This window comes from Treponema sp. Marseille-Q4132 (assembly GCF_014334835.1).
Classification (GTDB): domain Bacteria; phylum Spirochaetota; class Spirochaetia; order Treponematales; family Treponemataceae; genus Treponema_D; species Treponema_D paredis.
This window is the reverse complement of the sequence record NZ_CP060591.1, coordinates 2,075,558-2,099,698: the sequence shown is the minus strand read 5'-3', so window position 1 is coordinate 2,099,698 and position 24,141 is coordinate 2,075,558. Positions and strand designations below refer to the sequence as shown.

General features: G+C 47.2%; 25 protein-coding genes and 1 pseudogene. 18 read left to right on the top strand and 8 right to left on the bottom strand.

Going from position 1 to position 24,141, the window contains the following annotated elements; all coding sequences use genetic code 11:
- The first annotated feature begins 295 nt into the window (after window positions 1-295).
- The 4 genes from rpsU (at window position 296) to H9I35_RS09525 (ending at window position 4,715) form a co-directional block, all read left to right on the top strand.
- Window positions 296-508, top strand: a complete 213-nt coding sequence (rpsU, locus tag H9I35_RS09540; RefSeq protein WP_016520808.1) for a 30S ribosomal protein S21 — start codon at window positions 296-298, stop codon at window positions 506-508.
- A gap of 180 nt (window positions 509-688) precedes the next feature.
- Window positions 689-1,636: a PilZ domain-containing protein gene (locus H9I35_RS09535; RefSeq protein ID WP_187419177.1), complete on the top strand. Its 948-nt coding sequence runs from the start codon at window positions 689-691 to the stop codon at window positions 1,634-1,636.
- 1 nt (window position 1,637) lies between these two features.
- Window positions 1,638-2,804 carry a tetratricopeptide repeat protein gene (locus tag H9I35_RS09530; RefSeq protein WP_187419176.1) on the top strand — a complete coding sequence of 389 codons (1,167 nt, stop codon included), beginning with the start codon at window positions 1,638-1,640 and terminating at the stop codon, window positions 2,802-2,804.
- Window positions 2,805-2,816: 12 nt separating this feature from the next.
- The gene (locus H9I35_RS09525) at window positions 2,817-4,715 is read left to right on the top strand and encodes an FAD-dependent oxidoreductase (protein ID WP_187419175.1); all 1,899 of its coding nucleotides are present in this window, start codon (window positions 2,817-2,819) and stop codon (window positions 4,713-4,715) included.
- A 128-nt stretch (window positions 4,716-4,843) separates the two neighbouring features.
- Here the strand turns inward: H9I35_RS09525 and H9I35_RS09520 are convergent, their stop codons facing one another.
- The 4 genes from H9I35_RS09520 to murB all read right to left on the bottom strand — a co-directional run bounded on the left by H9I35_RS09520 (window position 4,844) and on the right by murB (window position 8,180).
- Window positions 4,844-5,350: a DUF192 domain-containing protein gene (locus H9I35_RS09520; protein ID WP_187419174.1), complete on the bottom strand. Its 507-nt coding sequence runs from the start codon at window positions 5,348-5,350 to the stop codon at window positions 4,844-4,846.
- Between the two features lie 55 nt (window positions 5,351-5,405).
- Entirely contained in the window at window positions 5,406-5,948 is a 543-nt protein-coding gene (locus H9I35_RS09515; protein ID WP_187419173.1) for a hypothetical protein, read from the bottom strand.
- Window positions 5,949-5,973: 25 nt separating this feature from the next.
- On the bottom strand, window positions 5,974-7,164 hold the full coding sequence (locus H9I35_RS09510) for a Crp/Fnr family transcriptional regulator (RefSeq protein ID WP_187419172.1): 1,191 nt from the start codon (window positions 7,162-7,164) through the stop codon (window positions 5,974-5,976).
- 83 nt (window positions 7,165-7,247) lie between these two features.
- Window positions 7,248-8,180, bottom strand: a complete 933-nt coding sequence (gene murB / locus H9I35_RS09505; RefSeq protein ID WP_187419171.1) for a UDP-N-acetylmuramate dehydrogenase — start codon at window positions 8,178-8,180, stop codon at window positions 7,248-7,250.
- A gap of 49 nt (window positions 8,181-8,229) precedes the next feature.
- Here murB and cysS point away from each other — a divergent pair, with 49 nt between their 5' ends.
- From cysS to H9I35_RS09445, 12 genes and pseudogenes are all read left to right on the top strand, one after another.
- Window positions 8,230-9,699, top strand: a complete 1,470-nt coding sequence (gene cysS / locus H9I35_RS09500; protein WP_187419170.1) for a cysteine--tRNA ligase — start codon at window positions 8,230-8,232, stop codon at window positions 9,697-9,699.
- Between the two features lie 15 nt (window positions 9,700-9,714).
- Complete coding sequence (locus tag H9I35_RS09495; protein ID WP_187419169.1) at window positions 9,715-10,284, top strand: RNA polymerase sigma factor; 570 nt, start codon at window positions 9,715-9,717, stop codon at window positions 10,282-10,284.
- Window positions 10,265-10,978 (top strand): anti-sigma factor family protein, encoded by a 714-nt coding sequence (locus tag H9I35_RS09490; RefSeq protein ID WP_187419168.1) that lies wholly within the window; start codon window positions 10,265-10,267, stop codon window positions 10,976-10,978. Before H9I35_RS09495 ends, H9I35_RS09490 begins: the two co-directional genes overlap by 20 nt.
- The gene (locus tag H9I35_RS09485; RefSeq protein ID WP_187419167.1) at window positions 10,975-12,681 is read left to right on the top strand and encodes a transglutaminase domain-containing protein; all 1,707 of its coding nucleotides are present in this window, start codon (window positions 10,975-10,977) and stop codon (window positions 12,679-12,681) included. The genes H9I35_RS09490 and H9I35_RS09485 overlap by 4 nt, the downstream gene beginning before the upstream one ends.
- Before the next feature lie 206 nt (window positions 12,682-12,887).
- Window positions 12,888-13,385 (top strand): hypothetical protein, encoded by a 498-nt coding sequence (locus H9I35_RS09480; RefSeq protein ID WP_187419166.1) that lies wholly within the window; start codon window positions 12,888-12,890, stop codon window positions 13,383-13,385.
- Between the two features lie 116 nt (window positions 13,386-13,501).
- Complete coding sequence (locus H9I35_RS09475; RefSeq protein ID WP_187419165.1) at window positions 13,502-14,110, top strand: hypothetical protein; 609 nt, start codon at window positions 13,502-13,504, stop codon at window positions 14,108-14,110.
- Window positions 14,097-14,414, top strand: coding sequence for a winged helix-turn-helix domain-containing protein (locus tag H9I35_RS09470; RefSeq protein ID WP_187419164.1), 318 nt, complete (start codon window positions 14,097-14,099; stop codon window positions 14,412-14,414). Before H9I35_RS09475 ends, H9I35_RS09470 begins: the two co-directional genes overlap by 14 nt.
- A gap of 451 nt (window positions 14,415-14,865) precedes the next feature.
- Window positions 14,866-15,648 carry a TatD family hydrolase gene (locus H9I35_RS09465; RefSeq protein ID WP_187419163.1) on the top strand — a complete coding sequence of 261 codons (783 nt, stop codon included), beginning with the start codon at window positions 14,866-14,868 and terminating at the stop codon, window positions 15,646-15,648.
- On the top strand, window positions 15,648-16,640 hold the full coding sequence (gene dusB, locus H9I35_RS09460; RefSeq protein WP_187419162.1) for a tRNA dihydrouridine synthase DusB: 993 nt from the start codon (window positions 15,648-15,650) through the stop codon (window positions 16,638-16,640). Before H9I35_RS09465 ends, dusB begins: the two co-directional genes overlap by 1 nt.
- A gap of 103 nt (window positions 16,641-16,743) precedes the next feature.
- Window positions 16,744-17,619 (top strand): DUF805 domain-containing protein, encoded by an 876-nt coding sequence (locus H9I35_RS09455; RefSeq protein WP_187419161.1) that lies wholly within the window; start codon window positions 16,744-16,746, stop codon window positions 17,617-17,619.
- 227 nt (window positions 17,620-17,846) lie between these two features.
- Window positions 17,847-18,113, top strand: a complete 267-nt coding sequence (locus tag H9I35_RS09450) for a type II toxin-antitoxin system RelB/DinJ family antitoxin (protein ID WP_016520826.1) — start codon at window positions 17,847-17,849, stop codon at window positions 18,111-18,113.
- Window positions 18,106-18,378: pseudogene (locus H9I35_RS09445) on the top strand (type II toxin-antitoxin system YafQ family toxin). Before H9I35_RS09450 ends, H9I35_RS09445 begins: the two are co-directional and overlap by 8 nt.
- Before the next feature lie 422 nt (window positions 18,379-18,800).
- Here the strand turns inward: H9I35_RS09445 and H9I35_RS09440 are convergent.
- The 4 genes from H9I35_RS09440 to H9I35_RS09425 all read right to left on the bottom strand — a co-directional run bounded on the left by H9I35_RS09440 (window position 18,801) and on the right by H9I35_RS09425 (window position 22,215).
- Complete coding sequence (locus H9I35_RS09440; RefSeq protein ID WP_187419160.1) at window positions 18,801-20,108, bottom strand: tyrosine-type recombinase/integrase; 1,308 nt, start codon at window positions 20,106-20,108, stop codon at window positions 18,801-18,803.
- Between the two features lie 40 nt (window positions 20,109-20,148).
- On the bottom strand, window positions 20,149-20,346 hold the full coding sequence (locus H9I35_RS09435; protein ID WP_187419159.1) for a hypothetical protein: 198 nt from the start codon (window positions 20,344-20,346) through the stop codon (window positions 20,149-20,151).
- A gap of 754 nt (window positions 20,347-21,100) precedes the next feature.
- Window positions 21,101-21,790, bottom strand: a complete 690-nt coding sequence (locus H9I35_RS09430) for a PilZ domain-containing protein (protein WP_187419158.1) — start codon at window positions 21,788-21,790, stop codon at window positions 21,101-21,103.
- Entirely contained in the window at window positions 21,787-22,215 is a 429-nt protein-coding gene (locus H9I35_RS09425; protein ID WP_187419157.1) for a hypothetical protein, read from the bottom strand. The genes H9I35_RS09430 and H9I35_RS09425 overlap by 4 nt, the downstream gene beginning before the upstream one ends.
- A 211-nt stretch (window positions 22,216-22,426) precedes the next feature.
- On the opposite strand from H9I35_RS09425, the gene H9I35_RS09420 reads away from it, so the two are divergent.
- Entirely contained in the window at window positions 22,427-23,221 is a 795-nt protein-coding gene (locus H9I35_RS09420; protein ID WP_187419156.1) for an ArdC-like ssDNA-binding domain-containing protein, read from the top strand.
- A gap of 63 nt (window positions 23,222-23,284) precedes the next feature.
- Complete coding sequence (locus H9I35_RS09415; RefSeq protein WP_187419155.1) at window positions 23,285-24,112, top strand: ArdC-like ssDNA-binding domain-containing protein; 828 nt, start codon at window positions 23,285-23,287, stop codon at window positions 24,110-24,112.
- Window positions 24,113-24,141 lie beyond the last annotated feature (29 nt).

Here is a 24,141-nt window from a genome sequence, read left to right as displayed (position 1 = left end):
AACACAAGGTTTTTCAGCTGTCAAGGTATTTAGACTATATAAAACACCCCTATTTCCCTGCGGTTTCAAGGGAAATATTTAAAATATCGTTATGGCACTGCGTACGCGCGAAACTCCGCATCGGCATACGCACCGCCGAATGAACGCCGATGAACACGGAAGTAAAAAATTATTAAAATAAAAAAGGCTGCCGAAAAAATCAACAAGCAAAAAAATTTCCGGCTTGCAAAACATACGCATTTTATGTTATAGTATAATCCTTACTCGGTACACCGGTCAGAAGGGGGCGAAACAGATGGCGACTATTGCAGTCGATGATTCCGAAAATCTTGAAAAAGCGATCAAACGTTTTAAGAGAATGGTCGAAAAAGAAGGCATTATCCGCGAATACAAAAAACGCGAATTCTATGAAAAGCCCTCTACGATTTTAAATCGCAAAAACAAAGCGCTTCAGCGCAAGTTGATGAAAAAGACGCATCCGCGTCACGAATCGAAATCGGCATATTGATACGCGCCCTTTGCGTATCCGCTGCCGATTACGTACGTTCCCCGCATTTTGCAGCTGGAACGTACAGTACACATACCTGCCCTCGCGGCAGGTATTTTTTTTAACCGGCGGCGGAGCATCCCGATCTACGGTATTTTCTTATCGTTGACGAACGCATATCAATCGATTATCATTTAAATCATGGCGATCGCTACCAATCAGCAGATAACGAATTACTACGATTCCTACAGCGACAAAGAAGTGATTTTTTCGCGTGAAATTCTGCATACGCTCCGTGTCGCTCCCCGTGAAATATACATCAAATGCGGCGGCAATCAATGGCCGTGCATTATCAATTCAACGTCGCTTTTGGCTGCAAAGATAATCCTCGACAAAACGGGAAGCGCGTTCACGGCAATCACGCAAAAAAATGCTCCGCCTGTCAGCCTGCGTTTTTGTTTTTTTATCGACAAGGGTTCGGAAACGATGAGTTTTTTTATCACGGGAAAAGTGACGAACACGGCGCAATACGCGGATTCGAAAGATCTTGCCGTCGTAACGCTCACGTATACGCAGCGACCGCCCGACGATTTTATCGTCAAAATCGGCGCACTCATCGAAGCCAACATCAATTTTATAAAGCGCAGAGAAGAGCGCATCGTCATGACAAGCGAAGCCCGGTATCGGCTCGGCATTGAAAAAGAAGATACGATCATCTACGTGCAAAACGTTCCGCGCAAGTGCATTTTGCGCGATCTGTCGTTTTCAGGCGCAAAGATCGTTTTGCTCGGAGTGCCGAAATTCGTAAGCGGAAAAGAAACCGTACTGCGCATCATTTTCGACGATCCGCCTGAAACGCTCGACATACGCGGCTCGATCATCCACGCCGATTTTGCCGAAGGCCGCCAGGACATCGTTACCGCGAGCATCAAGTTCGATGAAGAAGCCGTGCCTGCCGCATACAAGCTGCACATCAACGATTACCTTACGATGACGAAAAAAAATCTCCTCGATACTTCCCCAAAGACACAAAGCGCGGCGACGCAGACGCTCGAACAGGCGGCCGCTGCGATGAAAGCACGCCTGGCCGCGGCGGCTCGAAGCGGCACGTCGGTACAAAATATTTCAAATGCAATATCAGGAAAATAATATGAATCCCTCAAATCTGCTCGATACGATTTACTACATTAAACTTCCCGAAGATTTTTCTCTGTCCCGAAATGCGATGCGCATCGATCCGGAAATCCCGCTGCCGGTGCAAAAAAAAGCCGGAGATGCGCCCGGCACGTTCAAAACCGAAGAATTGACGCAGGAACAGATCCTCGCAGGTATCCTCACCGTGCTCGCCTACGACAAACACAACGAACACTTGGATTATTACCGCGCGCTGCTGCAAAAAGCCCGGCCGAATATCAAACGGGAACTGTCCGAAGCGGCGATTTTAAAAGCGAAAAACGAAGATTACGATATCGCCGAAGAAATGTTTTCCGCACTCCGCGGTCTCGACCCCGACGATATGACGACAGTACTCAATACCGCTCTTTTTTTCGACGAACGCGCAAACTCGTACCGCCGTTCCGGATTGAATGAAGATGCCGACGCCTACGACAGCGATGCGCTCGCCTATTACAAAGCGGCGATGGATGCCGAACCCGCGATCCCCGATGCGTTTTTCAACGCGGGATTTTTTTACCTTAAAAAATACGCATACCGCGAAGCGAAAGACTGCTTTGAAACCTACATCGCGCTCACCTGCGATGTAAGCGACGATGTGCTCGGCGAAAACGGCATATATAAAAAAGAGCGCGCACAGGAAATCGTCGACAATATCCGCAATCAAAATATGGACGACGCCCATTTCAAAGCCGCCTACGATTTGATTTCATCGGGACAGGAAGAAAAAGGGCTTGAAGAAATCAAACAATTTATCAAAACGAATCAAAAAGTGTGGAACGCGTGGTTTTTGCTCGGCTGGGGACTGCGCAGACTCGGACGTTATGAAAACGCGGAACAGGCGTTTTTGGAATCGCTTGCGTGCCCCGGAGGAGAGGCGAACTGCGATACTTGCAACGAGCTTGCTATTTGCCGCATGGAACAAAATGATCTTGCGGGAGCGAAGCGCTATCTTTCGCGCGCACTGTCGCTCGATCCCGAAAATACGAAAATCATATCGAATTTGGGATTCGTTGCATTGAAAGAAAACGATACCGAAAAAGCGAAACAGTATTTTGCGGCGGCTCTCGAAATCGCCCCCGACGATAAAATCGCGGCGGCGGAATTATTAAAATTGGAACAGTCGGAAAACGAAAATATATAAACAGGAGTTTCTATGCACACGGATTTTATCGTGCGTATCGCACGGAGATTTACGGTAGTGGGTATCGCAGCGATCACAGCGGTGTTTTTTTCCTGCGGAAAACCGAAGATCGCGTTCAAAGCGGGCGATTATACCGCGACCGCCGCCGGCAGAAATGGGGATATCAAAATCCGCGTTTTATTTACCGATTCGCGCATCAAAGAAATCAGCATCCTTGAAAGCACGGAGACGGCAGGCTTGGGAGATGCGGCGATTGAGAAAATTGCGAAAAAAGTTATAGATGAGCAAACTCTTGCCGTCGATGCCGTCACGGGTGCGACGATTTCATCGAAGGCACTGCTTGCAGCACTTACCGACTGTGTAACGCAAGCCGGAGCGAATCCCGACGCACTGAAAAAAAGTGCGCGCAATGCGTCGGCTGCAAAATCCGAAACATATTCCGCCGATATCGTGATCGTCGGAGCGGGAGCGGCCGGTCTCACCGCAGGAATCGCCGCGTCCGAAGCGGGCGCAAACGTCATCGTTTTGGAAAAAGGTGCAAGCGTCGCGGTGAGCAACGGAGCGGTCGCGGGCGGGCCCATTGCCGTCGGTACGCGCATTCAAAAAACGGAAGGTGAAAATCTTACGCTTGAAAAGTTGTATACGCACATGAACGATTTTGCAAACAGCACGATCAATTCCTCGCTGCTGCATAAATGCCTTGCCGTATCGGGGGAAACGATCGATATGATGCAGGATCTGGGTTTGGATATTTACCTTCGCAGGGATGCATACGGAATCGGTTTCCGCGCCCGACACGGTATCAAACAGAAAGGTGCCGACAGAATGCGCTTTCTCCGGGAAAAAATCGAAGCGAAGGGCGGACGTTTTTTATTTGAAACGGCAGGGAAAAAGCTCATCGTAAAAGACGGGCACGTGACCGGTATAGAAGCGGAAAAATCGGACGGCACGAAAGTCATCGTCAACGCGAAAGCCGTTCTTGTCGCCACCGGCGGATATTTGGGCAACCAAGAATTTATTCGGAAAAAATTCGGCAACATAACGGTAAATCCCCTCGGCAATACGCTTTCGACCGGCGACGGTATTGCGATGATACTGGATGCGGGCGGAGTTGAAGACCGCAACTGGGGTATCGTCGCCAATGAATTTTCCGCCGCAAATAAAAAGGCGGGACAATGGACGATAAAGTGCAATCAAAATTTACGTTTCGGCATTTACGGCGGCCTCATCGTCAATTCCGACGGCAACCGTTTTTTCAGCGAAGATGTCATGGCAAACAAACCTTTAAGCGGCGCGCAGTCGGCGCTCCGAGAAGGAAAATATTACGCAGTAATGGACGACGCATATTACAAATCCGTATGCACGAAGGGAATTTTTGAAACGCTCGGAAAACCGCAAAGCTGGATTGCAGGCGAACGTAATCTGTCGGCGGAAGCGCCGGCGTCGGCAGCCCATGTCAAAATATTGACGGAAGCACCCTCTCAGCTTGCCGAAGCGATCGAACAGGGCTGGGCGTATAAAGCGAGTACAATAGAAGAAGCGGCCTCTCATTTCGCTCTCACCGATCTCACGAAAACGGTAGCCCGCTACAATGCATTGTGTGCGGCCGGCAAGGACGAAGATTTTTATAAAAATCCGGTATTTCTCACACCCGTATCGAAGGGACCGTTTTACGTTTTCGAATATGAAACGAGTGCGTGGTGTACGCTTGGAGGTGTAAAAGTTGACGACAGTCTCCGTGCGCTCGACGCGAATAATAAGCCGATCCCCGGACTCTATGCCGCGGGTATCGATGCGGGAAGCGTGTTTACCGCACCGTATTACGACAATGAAGGTTCCGCATTCGGCATTTCGCTCGGCTCGGGAACGCTCGCGGGACGCATTATGGCGGCATACGTAAAAGAATTATAAAAGATGCCACTCAAGCTGCCGGTGCGCGCGGTTCGAAAAGCCGCACACATCGGTGCAAGTGCGCGCATCCGACCAAAGTACCCGCGTACTTGCCGGCGCTTGCATTTTGCGCCCGGTGCGCCGCCGCGCTACTGTGCGTGCGTGTCGAAGTCGAGGGTGAGCGTATCGCCGACTTTTATATTGACGCGATCGAACCAGCCTTGGGGCACTTCAAGCGCATAGCGCACGCTCACCGTACTCTTGACCGGCGCGAGGCTGTACGGCCTCATATCGTATTTGTCGCAGATGCGGCCGCCCGAATTGATATACGCGATCGAAAGCGGATGCGGCGTATTCATCATCCAAAATGAAAGAACCTCGTCTTTGGCGAACACGAAGAGCATTCCCGTACCGTCGGGGATACGTTTGCGCTTCATAAAACCACGGCTCCGCTCGGCATCCGTCCTCGCCATTTCCGCTCGGACGCTCACCGTCGTGCCGTCGGCTCTTTTCAGCGTGAGGGTTTGGACTTCCATCGGAGCATCGCTCGCGCAGGATATGAAAAAGAGCGCGGCGGCAAAAAGCACTACGCACGCGGCGGCTTTTTTCCCGCAGGTTATTTTTTCAACGATTTTAAAAATTATTAACTTCATCATCGGTATTTATCCTTAATAATTTTTTTCGGCACACAACGCCTTTGTACGGAGTTCGTCACAGCGCGTCCAAAAACAGTTCGCGCGTCATTTCGGCGGCCGAAAGCGGAACGAGGGAGGCGGCGTTCAATTCGTCAAAGACTTTCGTATCGATGTATTTGATCGCAAGCGGCCGCTCGAGACTCATCGTCACGGCATCCGATTTCCACTCCGATTTTTCGGGCGACAGAGAAGTCGGGTTTCCGTATTTTTTGCACAGAGCGCTGAAGATGCTGTAGTGGTCCATGCGCTCCCGATCGATGTTGATGATCATAATATAGAGGCGGCCCTTGTAAAACTGAAAATAGCACCGGTCGAGAAAAGACGAAACGCCCCGCGCCTTTGCATCGGTTTCTATGAGCACGCGGTTTTCTCCTGGAAGCAGCGACACGTCCCGATCGCCGTGGTAACCGAACTCGCCGTTTTTTTTCAAGCGCGCTTTTACTTCATCGAGCGTCATGCCGAGACGGATGCCGCCGTAACCGAGGGGAAGCGCTTTTTGCGCACACAGAGCAAAGAGACATGCAAAAAATAACAGCGCAGCTGCGATCGTTTTTTTCATCGAAAACTCCGCGTTACGCGCCCTGCTACGCGTTGTTGTTTTGCTTGCGGTAAAAAGCCGCCTGTTTTACGAGTTCGCGGCAGTCGGGCACGAGGATTTTTCCGTTGACAAAACGGACATGGGAATCGGACTGCAGGCGAAGGAGACTTTCGGCTTGCTGCTCTTTCGGAAGTCCACACATATTTGCCAGATCGTAGGGCGTCAAATCCGTTTGATATTGAACGTTTTGTTGTGAAAGATTGATTTTCGTTTTTTCGACTTGCAGCGCGAGGATGTCGATAAGTTTGTGCAGCGGATCGTGCAGGTTCGCATTGTCTATCTGACGGTACATGGACCACAAGCGGTCGGCGAGCATCGTCGTCAAGCGCGAAATAAGCTGGGGCTGTGTTGCGACCATCAAATCGAAGTTTTGCCGGTTTACCGCCATGAGTTTGCACGGCTCGTGCGCGATCGCGCTTGCCGAGCGCGGCTTGTTTTCAAGCAGCGCCATTTCTCCGAACATATCGCCTTTTTTCAGCATAGCGAGCGTCACTTCGTTGCCGTCGACGACTTTCGAAATCTTCACCTGCCCTTCCTGGATGATAAACATGTCCGGGCCGTTTTGACTTTCGGAAAATATCATCGTACTTTTCGGATAAACGCGCATGAGATCGGGCGTCGATTCGAAATACACCGCATGCGTGCGCTCTTTGAGTACGATAAAACGCTCTTTTGCGCGCCCCGCGTTGATGCCGCGCGGACAGGCTTTAAGGTATTGATAATAGGCGTATACCGCGATATCGGAAAAACCCGCTTTATCGTAATAGTCGGCGACGTCGAATATGTGTTCGGGAGTATCGGCGACGACGTTGTTGAGCGTCAGCTTTGTCAGCGTTTCGTTCATGGAGCGCATGCCGTTTGCAAAAGTGCGGATGATCTTCATGGCGACGGGCGTATTGCGCATGATGAGCTCGGGATATTGATCGCGGCGGACGGAAATGCCGGTGACGTCGGTAATGGCGATAACGGTTTCGATTTGCGAATGCCCCGACATACAGGGGATAACGCCGACAAAGTCACCCGGGCCGAGTAGTTTGATCGGGCCGCCGGGCGTATCGGTCGCTTTAAAACAACGCACATTGCCGCTTTGAATGATAAAGAAGCGATCGCTTTCTGCCTTTCCTTCGACGACGAGGTAAGATCCTTTTCTAAAATTTACAAATGATAATTGCAGCAATTCGATTCGCCCTCTATTTTATAAGTATAAATTCCACTGCCCTGTTTGTCAATCTTTAAAATCGGCATAAATCGAGCGTATCTTTACCGTATTCCGCAAAATAGTATTTCGCATTCGAGCGTAAATCTCGTCTTTTGCCGCACGATTTCGACGATGCGATCCGTGAGATCGCGTACGTCCGCCGCCGTCGCTCCTCCCGTGTTTACGATAAAGTTTCCGTGCCACGGAGCGACTTGAGCGCCGCCCGAGCGCATCCCTTTCAATCCCGCTTCGTCGATGATTTTTCCGGACGGCTTTCCGAATGCGCGGTTGTTTTTGAACACGCTTCCGGCACTCGGAAATTTATAATGCCCCTTTGCGCTTCGCTCCGCGACGTAGGCTTTACAGCGCTCTGCGATTTCGGCTTTTTTGTCTTCGGAAAGTCTCCGTGTTTTAAAAACCGCGTACGTGACGATTCGAGGCGTATTTTGAAAAGGCGATATTTTATAATCCCAATCGGAGGCGGAAAAGCGGTAGGTTTTTTCTTCGAGCGTTTCGCAATCGATGTAGCGGACTTCGGAAAGGATATCGCTTACGGATACGTCGAAGCATCTTGCGTTCATATATACCGCGCCGCCCGCGCTTCCGGGAAGTCCCGCAAAAGCTTCAAGCCCCGAAAGCGCATGCTCAGTGCAAAACGAAACGACCGACGAAACGGAAGCTCCCGCGCCTGAGGCGACACATTCGCCTGCGGCTTCGATATGACAGAGAGCGCTCATCGAAACGACGGCACCTTCAAAGCCCTTGTCCGACACCACGATATTGCTTCCGCCGCCGAATACGAAATACGGCACGGCATCAGCCTTTAAAATCGAAAGCGTAAAGCGGAGAGACGGAACATCGAAGGGTTCTATAAAAAGAGGCGCCGGCCCTCCGATGCGGAAAGTCGTGTGATTCGCCATCGTTTCGGAAAAGAGAATGCGACCTTTAAAATCGTCCGTATTGAATTTTTCAGCCGTTTCGCGTATGCTTGTCATTGCGCTACAGTATACTGAAAACGTTTATACTTTTCGATAGGGATTGCTTATGGGATTACGAGTATTCAATACGATGGGACGGGAAATGCAGGATTTCGTGCCGATCACGCCGGGCTTCGTCGGCTTTTACGGCTGCGGCCCTACGGTGTATAATTACGCGCACATCGGAAACCTGCGCGCATACGTGTTTCTCGACATACTCGACCGCACGCTTTCCTTTCTCGGCTATGACAAAAAGCACGTCATGAACATCACCGATATCGGGCACCTCACGGGCGACGACGATTCGGGTGAAGATAAAATCGTAAAGACGGCGAAAGAACGCCATCAATCGGTACTCGAAGTCGCACAGTTTTATACGGATGAGTTTTTTAAGGATTTGGACGCGCTCAATATCCGACGTCCCGACGTCGTGTGCAAAGCGACCGATCACGTTTCCGATATGATCGAATTGATAAAGCGTATCGAAGCGAACGGTCATACCTATATGTCCGGCGGAAACCTCTATTACGACGTGTCCACCTATGCCGATTACGGAAAGCTCGCAAACCTCCGCCTCGGCGATCAAAAAGCCGGAGCGAGAGTCGGCGTCGATGAAAACAAACGCAATCCTTACGATTTCGTGTTGTGGTTTACAAAATCGAAATTCGAAAATCAGGCGCTGTCGTGGGAAAGCCCCTGGGGAAAAGGCTATCCCGGCTGGCATATCGAGTGCTCGGCGATGAGCATGAAATACCTCGGCGATCATTTCGACATCCACACCGGCGGCATCGACCATATCCCGATCCATCACACGAATGAAATCGCGCAGTCGGAAGGTGCGACCGGCAAAAAATGGGTCAACTATTGGCTGCACAACGAATTCCTCGTCGTCAAAAACGACGCGTCCGGAGACGGAGACAAAATGTCGAAGTCCGCGGGGAATTTTTTGCGTCTCCAAACGCTCGCCGATAAAGGCTACGACGCGCTCGACTACCGCTATTTTTTACTCGGCGCTCAGTATCGAAGCCAAGTGTTTTTCAGCTGGGACGCGATGGAAAGCGCGAAAAACGCGCGGAAAGCGCTCATAAAACGCGCCGCGCAGATTATCGAAGCGTCTCACGGAAAAACCTCTTCTTCGCTCGGAAAAAAAGCGCAAGGTTATATCGATTCTTTTAAAGCCGCGCTCGAAAACGATCTTGCAACTCCTCAGGCGATGAGCGCGCTGCACCTTGCCGTAAAGGATTCCGAACTGAAAGCGGAAGAAGCGCTTTCGCTCATCAAAACGATGGACGGCGTACTCGCGCTCAAAATCGAAGCGGAAGCGGCAAAGCTCGAGTCGGCTCCGCATATCGAAACGCACGAAGGAGATGCGGAAGCGGCGGAAATCGACGCTCTCGTTGCGGAGCGGACGGCGGCAAAAAAAGCGAAGGATTTCGCAAAAGCCGATAAAATCAGAGGCGATTTGGCATCCCGCGGCATCGTCATTACCGATACGCCGGAGGGGCCGGTGTGGAAGCGGACGGCGCAAAAGCCGTAACTTTTTGGAGTTATCGTGTTTACTACGGTAGAGGAAAATCAATCGGGATCGTCTCATCCGCTCAACGCGGGCAATCCCGCAGATTTTAAAACGATATACGACGCGACGATGCAGCTTTTGTTCCGCATTTCATACAGGGTCGTCGCCGACGAAGAAGCGGCGGAAGATTTGGCGCACGATTCGCTCATCAAAGCGAACGAAAAAGAAATCGTCTTTCCGTCGCTCAACGATGCAAAATACTGGCTCATACGCGTCGTAAAAAATGCATCGCTCAACTACGTCAAGCGGAAGGGACGCGAGCGGAAAGCGTATCAAAAAGCGCTGTACGAAGATCATCGAACGGCGCCTTCGGGCGAAACCGACGTGCTCAAAGCGGAAACCGCAAAAAAAGCGCGCGAAGCCCTCGCACAGCTTCCGGAAAAACTCCGCGAAGTTTTGATTTTACGCGAATACGGAGATTTGAATTATAAAGAAATCGGAAAGACGCTCGGCATTACGGAAGGAAACGTAAAAGTCCGCGTGTTTCGCGCACGCGAACAGCTGGCGAAATTATTAGGAGAAGACGATGTCTACCTGCCCCAGTAACGATATCCACTCGGTGTATCTCGATAACGAACTTCCCGAAACATACGTCCGAACGTATGAAGAGCACATCAAATCGTGCCCGAAATGCGCGGCAAAACTCGCATCTCTCCGCACCGTAAGCGCCGCCTTCCGCACGGAAGCCGGCCGTATGGTAATGGATGGCGCGTCTCTCGACAAAAGCTGGGAACGCCTCCAAGCGCGCCTCAGCTACAGCAAAACGACCAAGCGCGTATACCGCTTTCCCGAACACAATTTCCGATACGCCCTTTCGGCAGCCGCTGCCGCCGCGGTTTTCGCACTTATCATACCGCTTCGCGTTCTCCGCTCGCCTTCCGCGGTTAAAACCGCCGCAATCAATCCGATTGCAAGAAACGGAAGCGTCGAACTTACAAAGAATACCGTCGTCATCAACGGCAATATCGAACAGCCGCACGCATTCATACCCTCCGATCCGTCGGCATCATACGGAACGGGCGCCGAATACCGTACCGCTTTCGATGCGTCTTTCGTCGGCACGCGTTTCGACGCGGTTCGTACGGGAGAACGGCAGCTCGAAGACGTCGATCTCTTCCGTCCCGACTTTGCAAACGGAAGCACGCTCGCGATCAAAATCGGCATACCCGAAATCGGCTTCGTTCCGCCTGCCGCCGACATAGACTTTGCAAACGGACAGCTTGTAGGCTCGCTCAAGTGATTTCTTCCGGACAATTCAGCTATTCATTCAGAAAGTCGCCGCTGTTTCGGACGCTGTGCGTTGCGGCGCTTATCGCGCTCGTATCCTGCATCATCTTTATAATTACAATGCGGATGCGCCGGAAGCCAGTCATCGAAAGTCTCGATCCGCCGATCGGCTCTCCGGGAGACCTCGTCATTATCAGAGGAAAGCATTTCGGCAATATGCGAGGCGGCGGTTATGTCGAGTTCGCAGGAAGCAAACTTACTGCAAGTTCGTATATTGCATGGACGGACAAAGAAATCAGAGTCATACTTCCGGCAAACGTTTCCGACGGACTCGTCTTTGTCGGAACGGAAATAAACCGCTCGGAGCCTTCGTTTTTTACGAACGAGCGAGAGATCCCCGTCGCCGCCCGTCCGAAAACGCAGACTTCACTTCCGTTCATCGCATCGATTTCAAACGCATCTCCGGCGGTCGGAAGTCTCATCGTCATCTCCGGGAGAAATTTCGGCAATACGCACGACGACGCCGACGTCTTTTTTGCAACGGAACGTGAAATTCCTCCGAGCCGCAGTATGCTCTCATACGAAAGCGGAGCGCCCGGCACGGTATATATTCCCGCAAATAAAATCGATTTCGACTACGAATTTTGGAACGACACGGAAATACGCGTGCGCGTCCCTGACGGAGCGGCTTCCGGATCGATTTATGTCGAAACGCCCGCAGGAAAATCCGATCCTCAAAAAATCACGATCGATTCGCGTGCAGGAAACAAAATATACGGTACGCAGCGCACATATATCATGCAGCTTGCTGCGGACATAAACAATATCGAAACGAAGCAGCCGGCGACGATCAGGTTTTATTTTCCCCGCCCCATCGTTACGGCGGCACAACCATTTGTCGAACTTAACGAGCGGGAGCCCGAACCCGCTATCGCCGATTACCAAAATACGATCGTCCATCAAATACAGGCAAGCAAAGGTTCTTCGCCGGCAAAACAGCGCTTTTCGCAAAATTTCGTCGTTTCCGTATACGAAGTCAAAAGCGCCGTTCAGCCGAAATACGTAAAGCCGTATTCCGACATGAACAAAGCGCTTTATGCGGCATCGACGCGGGCGGATAAATTTATCCCGTCGGACGACAGAACCGTTACGAATCTCGCTTCGTCGATCGTCGGAAAAGAAACGAATCCCTACTCCAAAGCAAAGCTCATCTATACGTATATGCTCGACAATTACCGGCTGCACGATACCGCGTCAAAGCCGGAATCGCCCCTCAATCTTATAAAAACCAAAAGAGGCGACGCCTATTGTTTTGCGCTCCTTTACACAGCGCTCCTGCGCGCCGCAGGTATTCCCGCGCTCACCGATTGCGGCATACTCGTCGACCGCAATATCCGCACGCGAAATCACTGGTGGTGCGAATTCTATTTATACGGCGTCGGATGGATACCCGTCGACCCGGCTTTGGGCGCAGGTCTTTCGTATGAAGGCTGGAGCGAAACGGGAGATGTAAAAAATTATTATTTCGGAAACCTCGATTCGCAGCATATAACGTTTACCCGCGGCATAAACGATTTAAAACCCGCCGCCGGCAATACGAAAACCGTACAGCATCCTCGAGGCTATGCGCTCCAATCTTTTTGGGAAGAATCGTCGGAAGGCACCGTCCGATACAGTTCGTTTTGGGCCGAACCCGTCATTATCGGCGTATATTAATCGGAAATATTTTCGAAACTCAATCTCCGGATCGAATCGATATGCTTGCGTCTTTTATCCGCGTTATTAAAATATATTTTACAAAGTACTTTACAAAATAAAGCTCATAAGATATACTATCCTTGAAATCGAAAATACGGTATAAAGAACTGCAGCTTTGACCGCATCTTCGACACTATTTTTTCAACCGAAGAGGAAGGTATTTTATGAAAAAAATCTTATGCGGCGTATGTCTGTTGTGTGCGGTTTCGCTCTGCACTTTTGCAAAAGAAAGCGGGGAAAAAACGGAAACCGGCATAGGATTCGATTTTGCGCTTGCCGGTCTTAAAAACGATTTCGCATTGTCGGCGGGCATCACGTCTCCGTGGTTTTTTTACAATTCGTTTGCGTTCCGAATAAACGGGGAATATTATGTTCCGAGCAGTCAGCACATCTACGGATATCCGGTCGTCGATCTTTCGTTGATGAGCGGTCATCTGATGAAAACGGCAAATATCCGCTTGTACGGCGGAGGCGGCGCAGCGGCTCTTTTTCCGCTCGGCGGAGAGCATACGGTTGTCATAACGGGACAGGGATTTTTCGGTTTTGAATTTTTCATGACCGAACGGCCGTCCGGTTTCAGCTGCTTTACCGAAATCGGAGGCGGCGGCTTCGGTTTTCACGCGAAAGCCGGCATGCGCTACACCGTCCCGATGATACGCTGAAACTGTTTCACATACCGGCGGTACCGGTCCATTCGAATCGATCGGTGCCGCTTTTTTTACGAACATACTTCGGTACAAAGTATCGGAGTATGTTGTTTTTATAAGGCGGTTGCAGCATGAACGACGAAGAGATAAAAGAACGACTGGCTTTGATCGGGGCATTGGCCGAAGACGCGGAAGCGGGCTTCGAATCGATGCTCGTACCGTTTTCGGTATACGGCATTGCGATTCCTTCGGGGACGGCGGCGACGTATTGTTTTCTTTTTTTCGATTTGGGAAAATACGTGTGGCTCATTTGGCTTTTCGTCATAGGATTTTGCCAGATCTTTTTGCCTTTGTATTTCCGCCGGAAACGCGAAGAAAAAATACAAAGAGCAAGCGACCGCATCTTTGCCGCTCTATGGGGCGCCATCGGTTTCGTCATCGTATTGAATTCCGTACTGTCGTTTTTCGGCAAAATCGATTTTTCCGCCGTGTTTTTTATCATCGGCATATTGATAGCAGTCGGATGCGTTACGAGCGGCGCTATCGTACAAAAGAAAGCGAGGATCATCATGTACGCCGAAGGCGTTCTCTGGCTTTTGGCCGCCCTGCCCTGCCTCTTCGTCGAACCGTACACAGCCCCTCTCATCATAAGCGCGGCGACTTTCGTTTTGCTTGCAATGCCCGCCCTTACCGCACTCATCATCATGCGGAAAAAGAAGTCTGCCGATGACCGCTGCTGATCGTCAAGTCGATTTTTTCGACCACCGCCTGTTCGACGAACAACTCTCTTCCCGTCTGCGACTTGCGGTTATGTCCGTATTGCTCGGCTGTGAAAAAATCGAATTTACCGTGCTGCGCGATACGGTACATGCGACCGACGGCAACCTCACCGCTCACTGCAAAAAATTGGAAAACGCCGGTTATCTGACGGTGGAAAAACGTTTCGTAAACCGAAAACCCGTAACGATGTACAGTGCGACGCCGCTCGGACGAAAAGCGGTAAAAAAATACGCTCGCCGGCTTGCCTCTCTTTTGGAAAACTGAAGCGGCTTTCCCGTGCAAACGGCGGGAAAAAGGGAAAAAATATAAACGCGGCGCGTCTGAATCAAACGTTTAAACGAGCCGCTGAAATAGCGCGGCAAAACAACCGGAAAAATCATTTGACTTCATGCAAAAGCTGTGGTATCTTATATAATAACATCGGTATATTTCCGATTCGCTGCATTTACTTTCGAAAACATAGGTTTTTCGAAAGTTTTTATTTATGGGAGAAATAATAAAAAGCGCCGTCTGAAATATCGCCGTCGCTTTTTATCTCGAGTTTGCGCGGATGTTTGCGGAAGATATATACACGTATCATTTTCATGAAAATCAAATGAATACGATACAGTGTTTTTTCGCAAACTCGATTATTGAACGTATGCGCTCTCGCGCATGACTAAAAACTTTTTCGGAAGTTGCAACTTCCTGCAAAAGTTTTTATGGGAGAAATGCCATGCAATTTTTTGATACTCACGCCCACATCGGGCTGATATATGACGACCCTATTGAGCAGCTCCGCGTTATTCAGCAGGCAAAACAGGCCGGCGTCTCCCGTATCATATCCATCAACAACAGTCTCCTCGATTTTAAGCGCGTGTACAATGCGTTGAAAGCGGTAACCGGCATCTACCACGCAGTCGGAGTCGCTCCGTCCGAAGTAACGAATCCGGGAAAAGATTATGCAAGCGTTATCGAAGAAAGTATCAAACTGCCGAATGTCGTTGCCGTGGGCGAAACGGGACTCGATTATTATAAGCAATTCGGCGATAAGCGCTCGCAAATCGAATTGTTTATCACACAGCTTGAAATCGCACAAAAGCACAATCTGCCGGTCATCATCCACAACCGCGACGCGGGTAAAGACATATTCGACGTACTTGCCGAACGCATTCCGCAGGCGGGCGCGATCTTTCATTGCTATTCGGAAGACGCCGATTACGCAAAGCGCTGCCTTGATGCGGGTTTGAACGTATGGTTTTCATTCGCGGGAAATTTAACTTATCGCAATGCGCGGAATCTGCACGAAACGGCGCTCAACGTACCGATCGAGAGAATCCTCATCGAAACGGAAAGTCCCTTTATGATTCCGGCCGAATTCCGTGAAAAAAAGCGTACGATGCCGGCATATATAACATCGACGGCGCATTTCCTTTCCGATCTGCTCGAAACGGATATCGAACAGCTCGCCGATCAGCTTTGGAAAAACAGCTGCAAAGCGTTTAACCTTCCCGAATAATGCCGTATCATCCCGTTGCGATCGGTTCTCTGACGCTCGGCGGAAACATATTCCTCGCGCCCGTAGCCGGATACAGCGACCGCTCTTTCCGTTCGATCTGCGTCGACTGCGGCGCTTCGTTCACGTATACCGAAATGGTATCCGCCGAAGCGCTTGTCCGAGACAACGATAAAACCGAAGGTCTTTTGCGGAAAGCTGAAAACGAAACGGCATACGCGGTACAAATCTTCGGCGGAAATCCGGACGTCATCGCAAAGGCGGCAGCCATCGTCGCCGAAAAAACCGATTGCGCATGCATCGATATAAACTGCGGCTGCCCCGTTCCGAAAATCGTAAAGACCGGGGCAGGAGCCGCACTGACGCGAGATCCCGAAAAATTATACGCCGTCGTAAAAGCGGCTGTCCGTGCGCTCGAACATACAAAAAGACGCGTACCCGTCACCGTAAAAATCCGCTCCGGTTGGGACGATAAAACGATTACGTGGAAAGAAGCTGCAGACGCGGCTCTTTCGGCAGGCGTCGAAGCGATTACGATGCATCCGCGGACGAGAGCTCAGGGCTATGAAGGCAAAGCCGATTGGAATGCGCTCAAAGAACTCGTTTCATTCGTATCCGGACGCGTCGGCGTTTTCGGTTCGGGCGATCTCTTTTCGCCGGAAGACGCACGGGCGATGTTCGAAACGACCGGAAGCGATGCGGTGATGTTTGCGCGCGGTGCGATGGGAAATCCGTTTATCTTTACAAAGACAAAAGCTCTCCTCACGACCGGAAGCTATGAAGACGTCGGCATTGAAGCGTGCATAGACGCGGGGTTCCGCGAACTAAAACTCCTCATCGAAGATAAGGGAGAAGAGTGCGCGTGCAAAGAAATGCGGAAGCGCTTCTGCGCGTATACGAAAGGCATCCCCGGAGGGGCGGAGCTGAGAGCGAAACTCGTTCACGCATCGAGCGAATCCGACTACCGCGCAATAGTTTCGGGACTGCGGGGATAAGGCGATTACGGTCGGCTTTACTATCCTTCATTACAACGCCGAGCGCCGGGATATTAAAGCTTTCGCATGAATAAAATTCTACATAACGCGGGAAGATAAACATATGCAGTTTCGCAATGCAATTATCGGAATCTTTATTTCATTGACAGTTACCGGCATAGTGATCCGCTGCACGAACGGACGAATCGACAGAAACAACTATATAAAAATCAAATCGATAATACTCCTTTGCTTGTTTGTTTATTCGTGCGTTTCGATTTTTCTATACAAACATCGCTTCGGATTGCCCGCAGTGATCGGAATATCGGTGTCTCCCGTACTCATATTCCAATGGATGCGTTTGACAATTTTACGGTTGCATGATTTAAACCTATCGGGTTGGTATATATTATTTCAATACGTGCCTATAGCAAACCTCTATTATTTGTGTATATTGCTGTTAAAAAAAACGGATGTTCCGATTAACGAATACGACATTTCGATCGATTACGTACAAACGCTAAAAAAATTGCGCTTGGATTCAAATATACATTGTATAAAAAAATGCGGAAAAGATTTTTCAATTGACAATATCGAATTCACATACAGACGAGATAACGGCATTGTAAAAATCCAATGTTCAAAGATGGAACTCGAACAAAATCCTCATATAGAAACTTATGTGATGAATAATCTGGAGAAAACGGAAAACGCTTCCGGTTACGGACGAGAATATAAAATCAGTTTTCTGTATACCGATGAACTTTTTAATAAAATTAAAAAAGATCTCAATGCTATTTTAATAAAAGATAATTTTCTCATCTTGAACGAAAGCGAAATTTTAATCAGAAAAAATATATGTTCGTATCAACTCGTCTATAGAGCGGAAAATATACCTGAATCGTTGCATTCGTTTCGAAATTATACGGAGCTTCGGGATTACCGCATAGTCAATCTTAAAAAAGAAGATCTGAGACGTTTTTTTGAAGAAAACATATGACGCATTTTTTACGGACGGATTAAAGCCGCCGCAAAACGGAGTAAAATCGTCGGCATTTGAAACGGTTTCGCTCCGCCATGTGTTTATTCGATAGGCGGAAACGCAGAAAAAACGCACGGACGACGCATATTCAGTTTGCAGGATATATGATTATAATATTTTAACAGACGTGTTATTGCATTATCAAATGCAAATAGATATATAATAGGTATCGGGAAGATTTCACTATGGCACAATCCGCATTCAGCGTCCGTATGGATTCGCAATTAAAAGATGAATTTTCTTCAATATGCGACGATTTCGGTATACCCGTTTCAACGGCAATCGTACTTTTTGCAAAAGCCGTCGTAAGAGAACGCCGAATCCCATTCGAAATAAAAAGCGATACTCCCAATGCACTGACTCAAAAAACGCTACGATTGGCTAAAGAAGGTAAAGATCTGCACGGCCCTTTTTTTTCGGTCGATGAGTTAAGGAATTCATTGGATGCTTAAAATCGTCTATACAACATAATTCAAAAAAGATTATAAACTGGCTATAAAACGACATGAAAATATTGAGGAACTGTTCAACGTAATCGAAACCCTGCAGCGAAGAGAGAAGTTACCGCCTGAAAAGAAAGACCATTCTCTTTCCGGTAATTATAAGGGGTATAGAGAGTGCCACATCCGTGCGGATTTTTTACTTATTTATAAAGTCAATGCAGAAATATTGGAATTAGTATTGTTTAGAACAGGCAGTCATTCCGATTTATTTTAATCGACAATCTCGCCGCAAAACAGAGAAAAATATTGTTCACAACATAATGCATTTTTTACGGACGCACATAAATCCTGCACAGGAAATTTTTCCTCATTCAATCACAGCACGGATGCCGTGTCGATATGTTGCAAAACGGCTGCGTATTTTTACGAAGTAAATCTTGACAGTGAAAAAAGAAAGGAAACCTTACTAAAAGGAACCGTTTTATACGGCTTTTCAGATAAAACATACTACACTTTTACTACACGATAAGCTGTAAGTAAAAATCTATGTTCACATAATATAATACTATTATGATTCTGTCAAGATTTTTTTTATATCTTTATTATTATTTTTTTTACACAAAGAAATGACTCTCCTTGTATCCATCAAAGGAAAGCTTTGTATGAGAAGATTATTACTTTAATAAATCGATAAACCTATGCAAGCCTGTCGATTATTTCAGCTGCCTGTCGTTTCTTTTGTTCTTTTACCGGCGTTATATGACTGCTGTATCTCAGTACTTGTTTTATATCGTTATGTCGTGTCAGGTAGAGCATATCTGAATCGGAAAATCCTTCGTCCTGCAAAAAGGAACTGTATGTATGGCGATAGCTATGAATCGTTAAAGACTTTCTGGCAATTCCTAATGCTTTCATTGTTTTATTAAAATTTTCATAAACCTGCGAATACATAATCGGATGATCTTTTTGAGCAGAATAAAAAATAAAGCTGTCTTTATTTTCTTTGAAAGGAGACGTATCTATAAATCGCAACAATTCAGATCCCATATCATCGGATATCGGCACGAAATCTTCGCGATTTGTTTTTGTCTCTTTTAATCGCTTACCTGAAAAATTATAACTTTTACCGATGTAAAGACTATACCCATCCTCCCTTTTTCGAAGGTCTTTAATTTGCAAACCGAGAATTTCTCCGATACGACAGCCTGTTTTCAGCAATAATTTATTCACCAACAGATAATGCTCTCTTCCGAATACGTCTCTATTTTTATCAAAAATCATATTTAATTCATCTCTAGTAAAAATCTCTTTTTCTTTTCCGGCATTTGAAAATTTAGTCAATTTGCCGGTAAGCAGACGTTCGATGAGATGATTGTTATATGCAAAAATCAAAACTTCGGCAACGGCGGCTCTCAAAACATTCATCGTCGATTCTGCTAATTTTCCCTCATTTTGAATTGCGCCTAAAAGAGTATTTATTTCGTCGGCATCAATATCAGAAAGCTGTGTTGCCGAAAAATACTGCTCATATTTTTTTAACATCCCCAACAGTGCTTTGAACCGTTCGGGATTAGGTAGCTTTTTTCCCAGCCGCTTTAATTGCTGTATGTAAGGACTGTTATTATAATCAAAAAAGGTAAAAAGAAACTCTTTAAAAGTAACGCTCTCTTTTTGCATAGGCTTCTTTTTTTCTTGTGAAAGTACCGTAATGTTTCCGCACGTTATCTTGAATACTTCTGAAATTGCCGTATTTACGATTGAACGTATATCGGTTTCAGATAAAATTGAAGAACGTATAATATCTGTCAAAAGATTTGTCGTCGTATTTTTTTGTTGTTTATTAAAAAAGCTGTCGGGATCGTGATACCATCGTTGAATAATATAGTCCGCTTCGGATTTGATACGTGTACCGGTACTTTTTGCGGTAAGTTTTTTTCCGGTACGCCGGTCTTTAAATTGGACGTAGATAATTTCGTTTCGGGTATAGGTATACCATTTTTTCATGTTGCACTCCTTGCGCTGTGATATGCCCCACCCAAATTATTTACTTTGTATCCGGTTCCTCCCAGCTTTTTTTTACGATATCGATTACATACCGGCTTATCGATTTATTTTCTTTTTCTGCTTTTTCTCTGATCATGGCGATCTCATCGCGTCGCCCGACAATCGACATTGTTACGTGTATTTTACCCGTTTTTTTGCGTCCGGCACCCGGTCGCGCACCGCCTCTTTTTCCACCCATTTTATTTCCCCCATGTAAATATACATCCAGTATTTGATTTTTGTCAACTTCTTTTTTCTAAAATAATTAGCCTCACTTGGAGCTAATTTGTAATTTACCGCCCGACATAATTTGTGTCGGGCGGTACTGCTAAAACTGAACTCCTTGATTGCCCCTACGGGTAAAATAAATCCTATACGCAAGCGGGCTTACGCCCGCAAGGTTTATACGAACTCAGCACAGCGCTTTCAGCGTTATCCATAACTCCAAAATAATTAGCCTCACTTGAAGCTAATTTGTAATTTGCCGCCCGACATAATTTGTGTCGGGCGGTACTGCTGAAACTGAACTCTTTGCTTACCCCTGCGGGTGAAATAGATTCGATACGTAAACGGGCTTATGCCCGCAAAGTTTATGCATCTGTGTTATAACCGGAGTACCGATATGCGTTTGTGTTCTCTCTCTATTCATTAGCCCGTATACAGGGCAAGATAAAGAACGTAATACGGGCTAATGTAATTATTTATAATACAAATAATTAACAGTAATACAGTGTATATCAACGTAATACGCATATTGTTTATTTTATTACAATACAATGAAATAGACGTGTTACATTAAGTAAAGCCACTGTTTTATGAGATTTTTAGAGAGAGACATCCGATTAAATAGCCTCAAGTGAAGCTATTTAATTACGGAAAAAGTTTGATAAGATTCTTATAACCGGAGTACCGATAAGGGGAGGTAAATAGCCTCACTTGAGGCTATTTAAAAATCAATCGAAATAGCTAAGTAATCGCTTTTCAAAATATATATTCGTCGGTTCGAGGAACTGTACGGCACAACCCGATAAGAACGTTCCTTGCGTTTCCATAACGGCTTTTCGTATAACTTTTGCCGGTAAGATAAAATCCGCGTCCGGCTTCATAAACAACAGCTGCAATGCAATCGATGAGACGCCTGCAGCAACAGTAAGCATTTTACCGAAGCAAACGAATTGACAGCCGCCGAGCGATATATCTTTTATGATGCAATCATGTTTTTCGTCCGGCAGTATCAGCGATGCCGTTTGCTGTAAGCCTATTTTCACTTCTGTCTCACGGCTTACTTCGATCCGTTCGTTTTTGCGTTTTTGTACGCTCGCAGTCTGCGATAATAAGGCTATTATTTTTTCATACATTTTCTCGGGAAGACGCGAAGGTTCATATGCGTAGCGGATAAGGCTGTGCGTTTCCTTTTTAATAATACGCTCAAAAGTGAGCGGCAGTACTATATACTTGCTTGCGATGCGAAGGCGCAAACTGCAAGTTTCGATTCGTGCATCAAAATCATCCGGCATAAGCAGCCAAAGAGATGTCGTATCGATTACGGCAAGGGTAACCGGATACTCTTTCGTTTCCGTTTGCATGAGGCTTGATTCAAGTTCAAGATATTTTTCGACTTCGGGTGTTAGTACTCTGCTCATATAGTCTCCTGTTTATATGTTTCACATAGATTTTTCAAAGCCGCATAATCGAGTTTTCCTTTTCTAAGCAAGAGCCGTTCCAGCCGAATGTAAAATAAGTCGGATAACTTAAGCGGGGAAAAATAATGCTCGCCGATATACGATAACGCTTTTTTGAGTTTATCAACTTTAGATGCGTAGACGCAGATGATTTTTTTTACCGGTGCGGATAGTCCCGGAAGCACTGTTGTACCGTCATCGGTAAAGCGGACGACATACGCCCGCCTGTGCGCGGGATAGGTATAGTAGAGCACGAGCAATGATGCAGGCGGAAATTCAAAATCTGTTCCGCCTGCGACATCGTGCTTTGAGCCGTAGGAGCCGAACACATAGAGCGTATAAAAGCTGTGTTCATTTTGAGGAATGAGTACGTGAAGAAGTTTCATTGTTCTTCTCCGCGTTTGTCGTATGGGTAGTTCTACTATACCCATTGCCGACCGTGCCGTCAAGTATGTCGATTTAATAATTATCATAATTAGCCTCACTTGGAGCTAAATTATAAGAGAAAATAATAATTATTAAAAAAAATACTTGACAGATTTGAAAAAGTGTTTTATAGTAAAACTACCCATAAAACAAAGTTAGGAGATTCTCATTATGCAGGATTCGTTTTATGGGGATACTAATATCCAAAATCAAAAGCAACAGCTCTTTGCTCGACTGGAAGCAATGAAAGAAACGGCTATCCAACGAGAAAAAGAAAATTCGGATCTGAAAAAGTTCGAAGCGTATCGAGAAAAAGTCAAATCAACCGTCATCAATCTTGTCTCCTCCGGTACTGCGCCATGGCTGAAAGGTCATGACGGGAATACCGAGTTATCGTATTTCCCGGAAACGCAGTATGTGCCGCAGGGATTTACGGCAGTATGGCTTAAAATCAGAGAGCAGGAACTTGGGTCAACCGACCCGAGATGGTATTCACGAAAGGATGTGTTTTCACACGGGTATCATATCGGACATAATCAAAAAGCGACGATCATGAGTTTCCGCGGTTCGGATGACAGTATCAAGTACAATTACTATTGGAATGCGTCTCAGCTCTCAGGCATTCCCCCGTATGAAAAATCATATACCGTCTCTACAAAGCAGCCGGAAATCTATCGGCCGCGAACAATCGGTCATGGAAATGATAAAAGTTACCATCCGCAGGAAACGCTGCGGGCGGATATTACAAACTATCTGATATCCGTGCAAACGCATACTCCCTATGAGCCGAAAGGTATTAACAGAATACAACAGGTAAAAGACTATCTTGAAAAATCGAATTCCGGCACTTTTTTCTTTACCGCGAAAACGGCAAGTGAAACGGCAAAAAAGATGATCGGAACTTTTTCCGAACGAACAAAACAACAGGAGCAAACAAATGAACGGACAAGCACCGTAGAACGTTAACGGCATAGTCATAGCAATTCTTTTTCTAAAAACCCATAAAACAAACGAGAAAAGGAAACATATATGACTACTGCAGAAAAAAACTATCGCGACGAAGATTTTTACAAATGCTTTTCGAATATCTATTCGGATATTACGCTTAATGCAAAAGCCCCGTGGCTGCAAGATGGCACACCCGAACGGGGACTTGCATATAATCCGAAAAGCGGTGTTATCTTCGGCGGTATCAATTCGATTATTCTCGAAATGAGAGCGGCACAAAAGGGCTATAAAGATTCCCGTTGGCTGTCGCTCGACGAACTCAATACATTAGGCATAAAGGTCAAAACCGGAGAAGTTGCGACGCCTATCGCCTACGTCAATAAATATTCCCCGCCCGTTAACGTCAATCCTACAACCGGAGAACGATTTTCCGAGAAGAATCCGCGTCAACGCTATTACTTCATGTATAACGTGGAACAGCTCCTAAACTGTTCCTTGTCCCGTGATACGCAGTTCATCGTAAGCAAAGACATCGTTGCACAGAAAGCGGCGAATGCAATCCAAAACACCGGTTCAAAAGATTTACGGGCGATAACGAATAAGCTCTTGTCCGAAGTCGTACGAACGGTACCCAAAGAGATGGCGTCTTTGGCAACCGGCATTACACAATATCGGCTCGCACAAGAGCTGCATATCCCGTACCGTCCGTTGTTAAATGCCGAACAGCTTGCCGCCTTTAAGACGACGAAGATGACGACGGATAATCTCTTGCGTACCGTCTATCAGAGCGAAGTTGCCAAGGATCGTCTGTTTGCCAAAAACGAACAGCTTGAAAACGATCGTACCCGCACGGTACAGCGGACAAAGCAGCAAGAACGGCAACGCAGTACCGACATGGAACGGGAATAGGGGGATGGATATGTATACTATTCGACCTC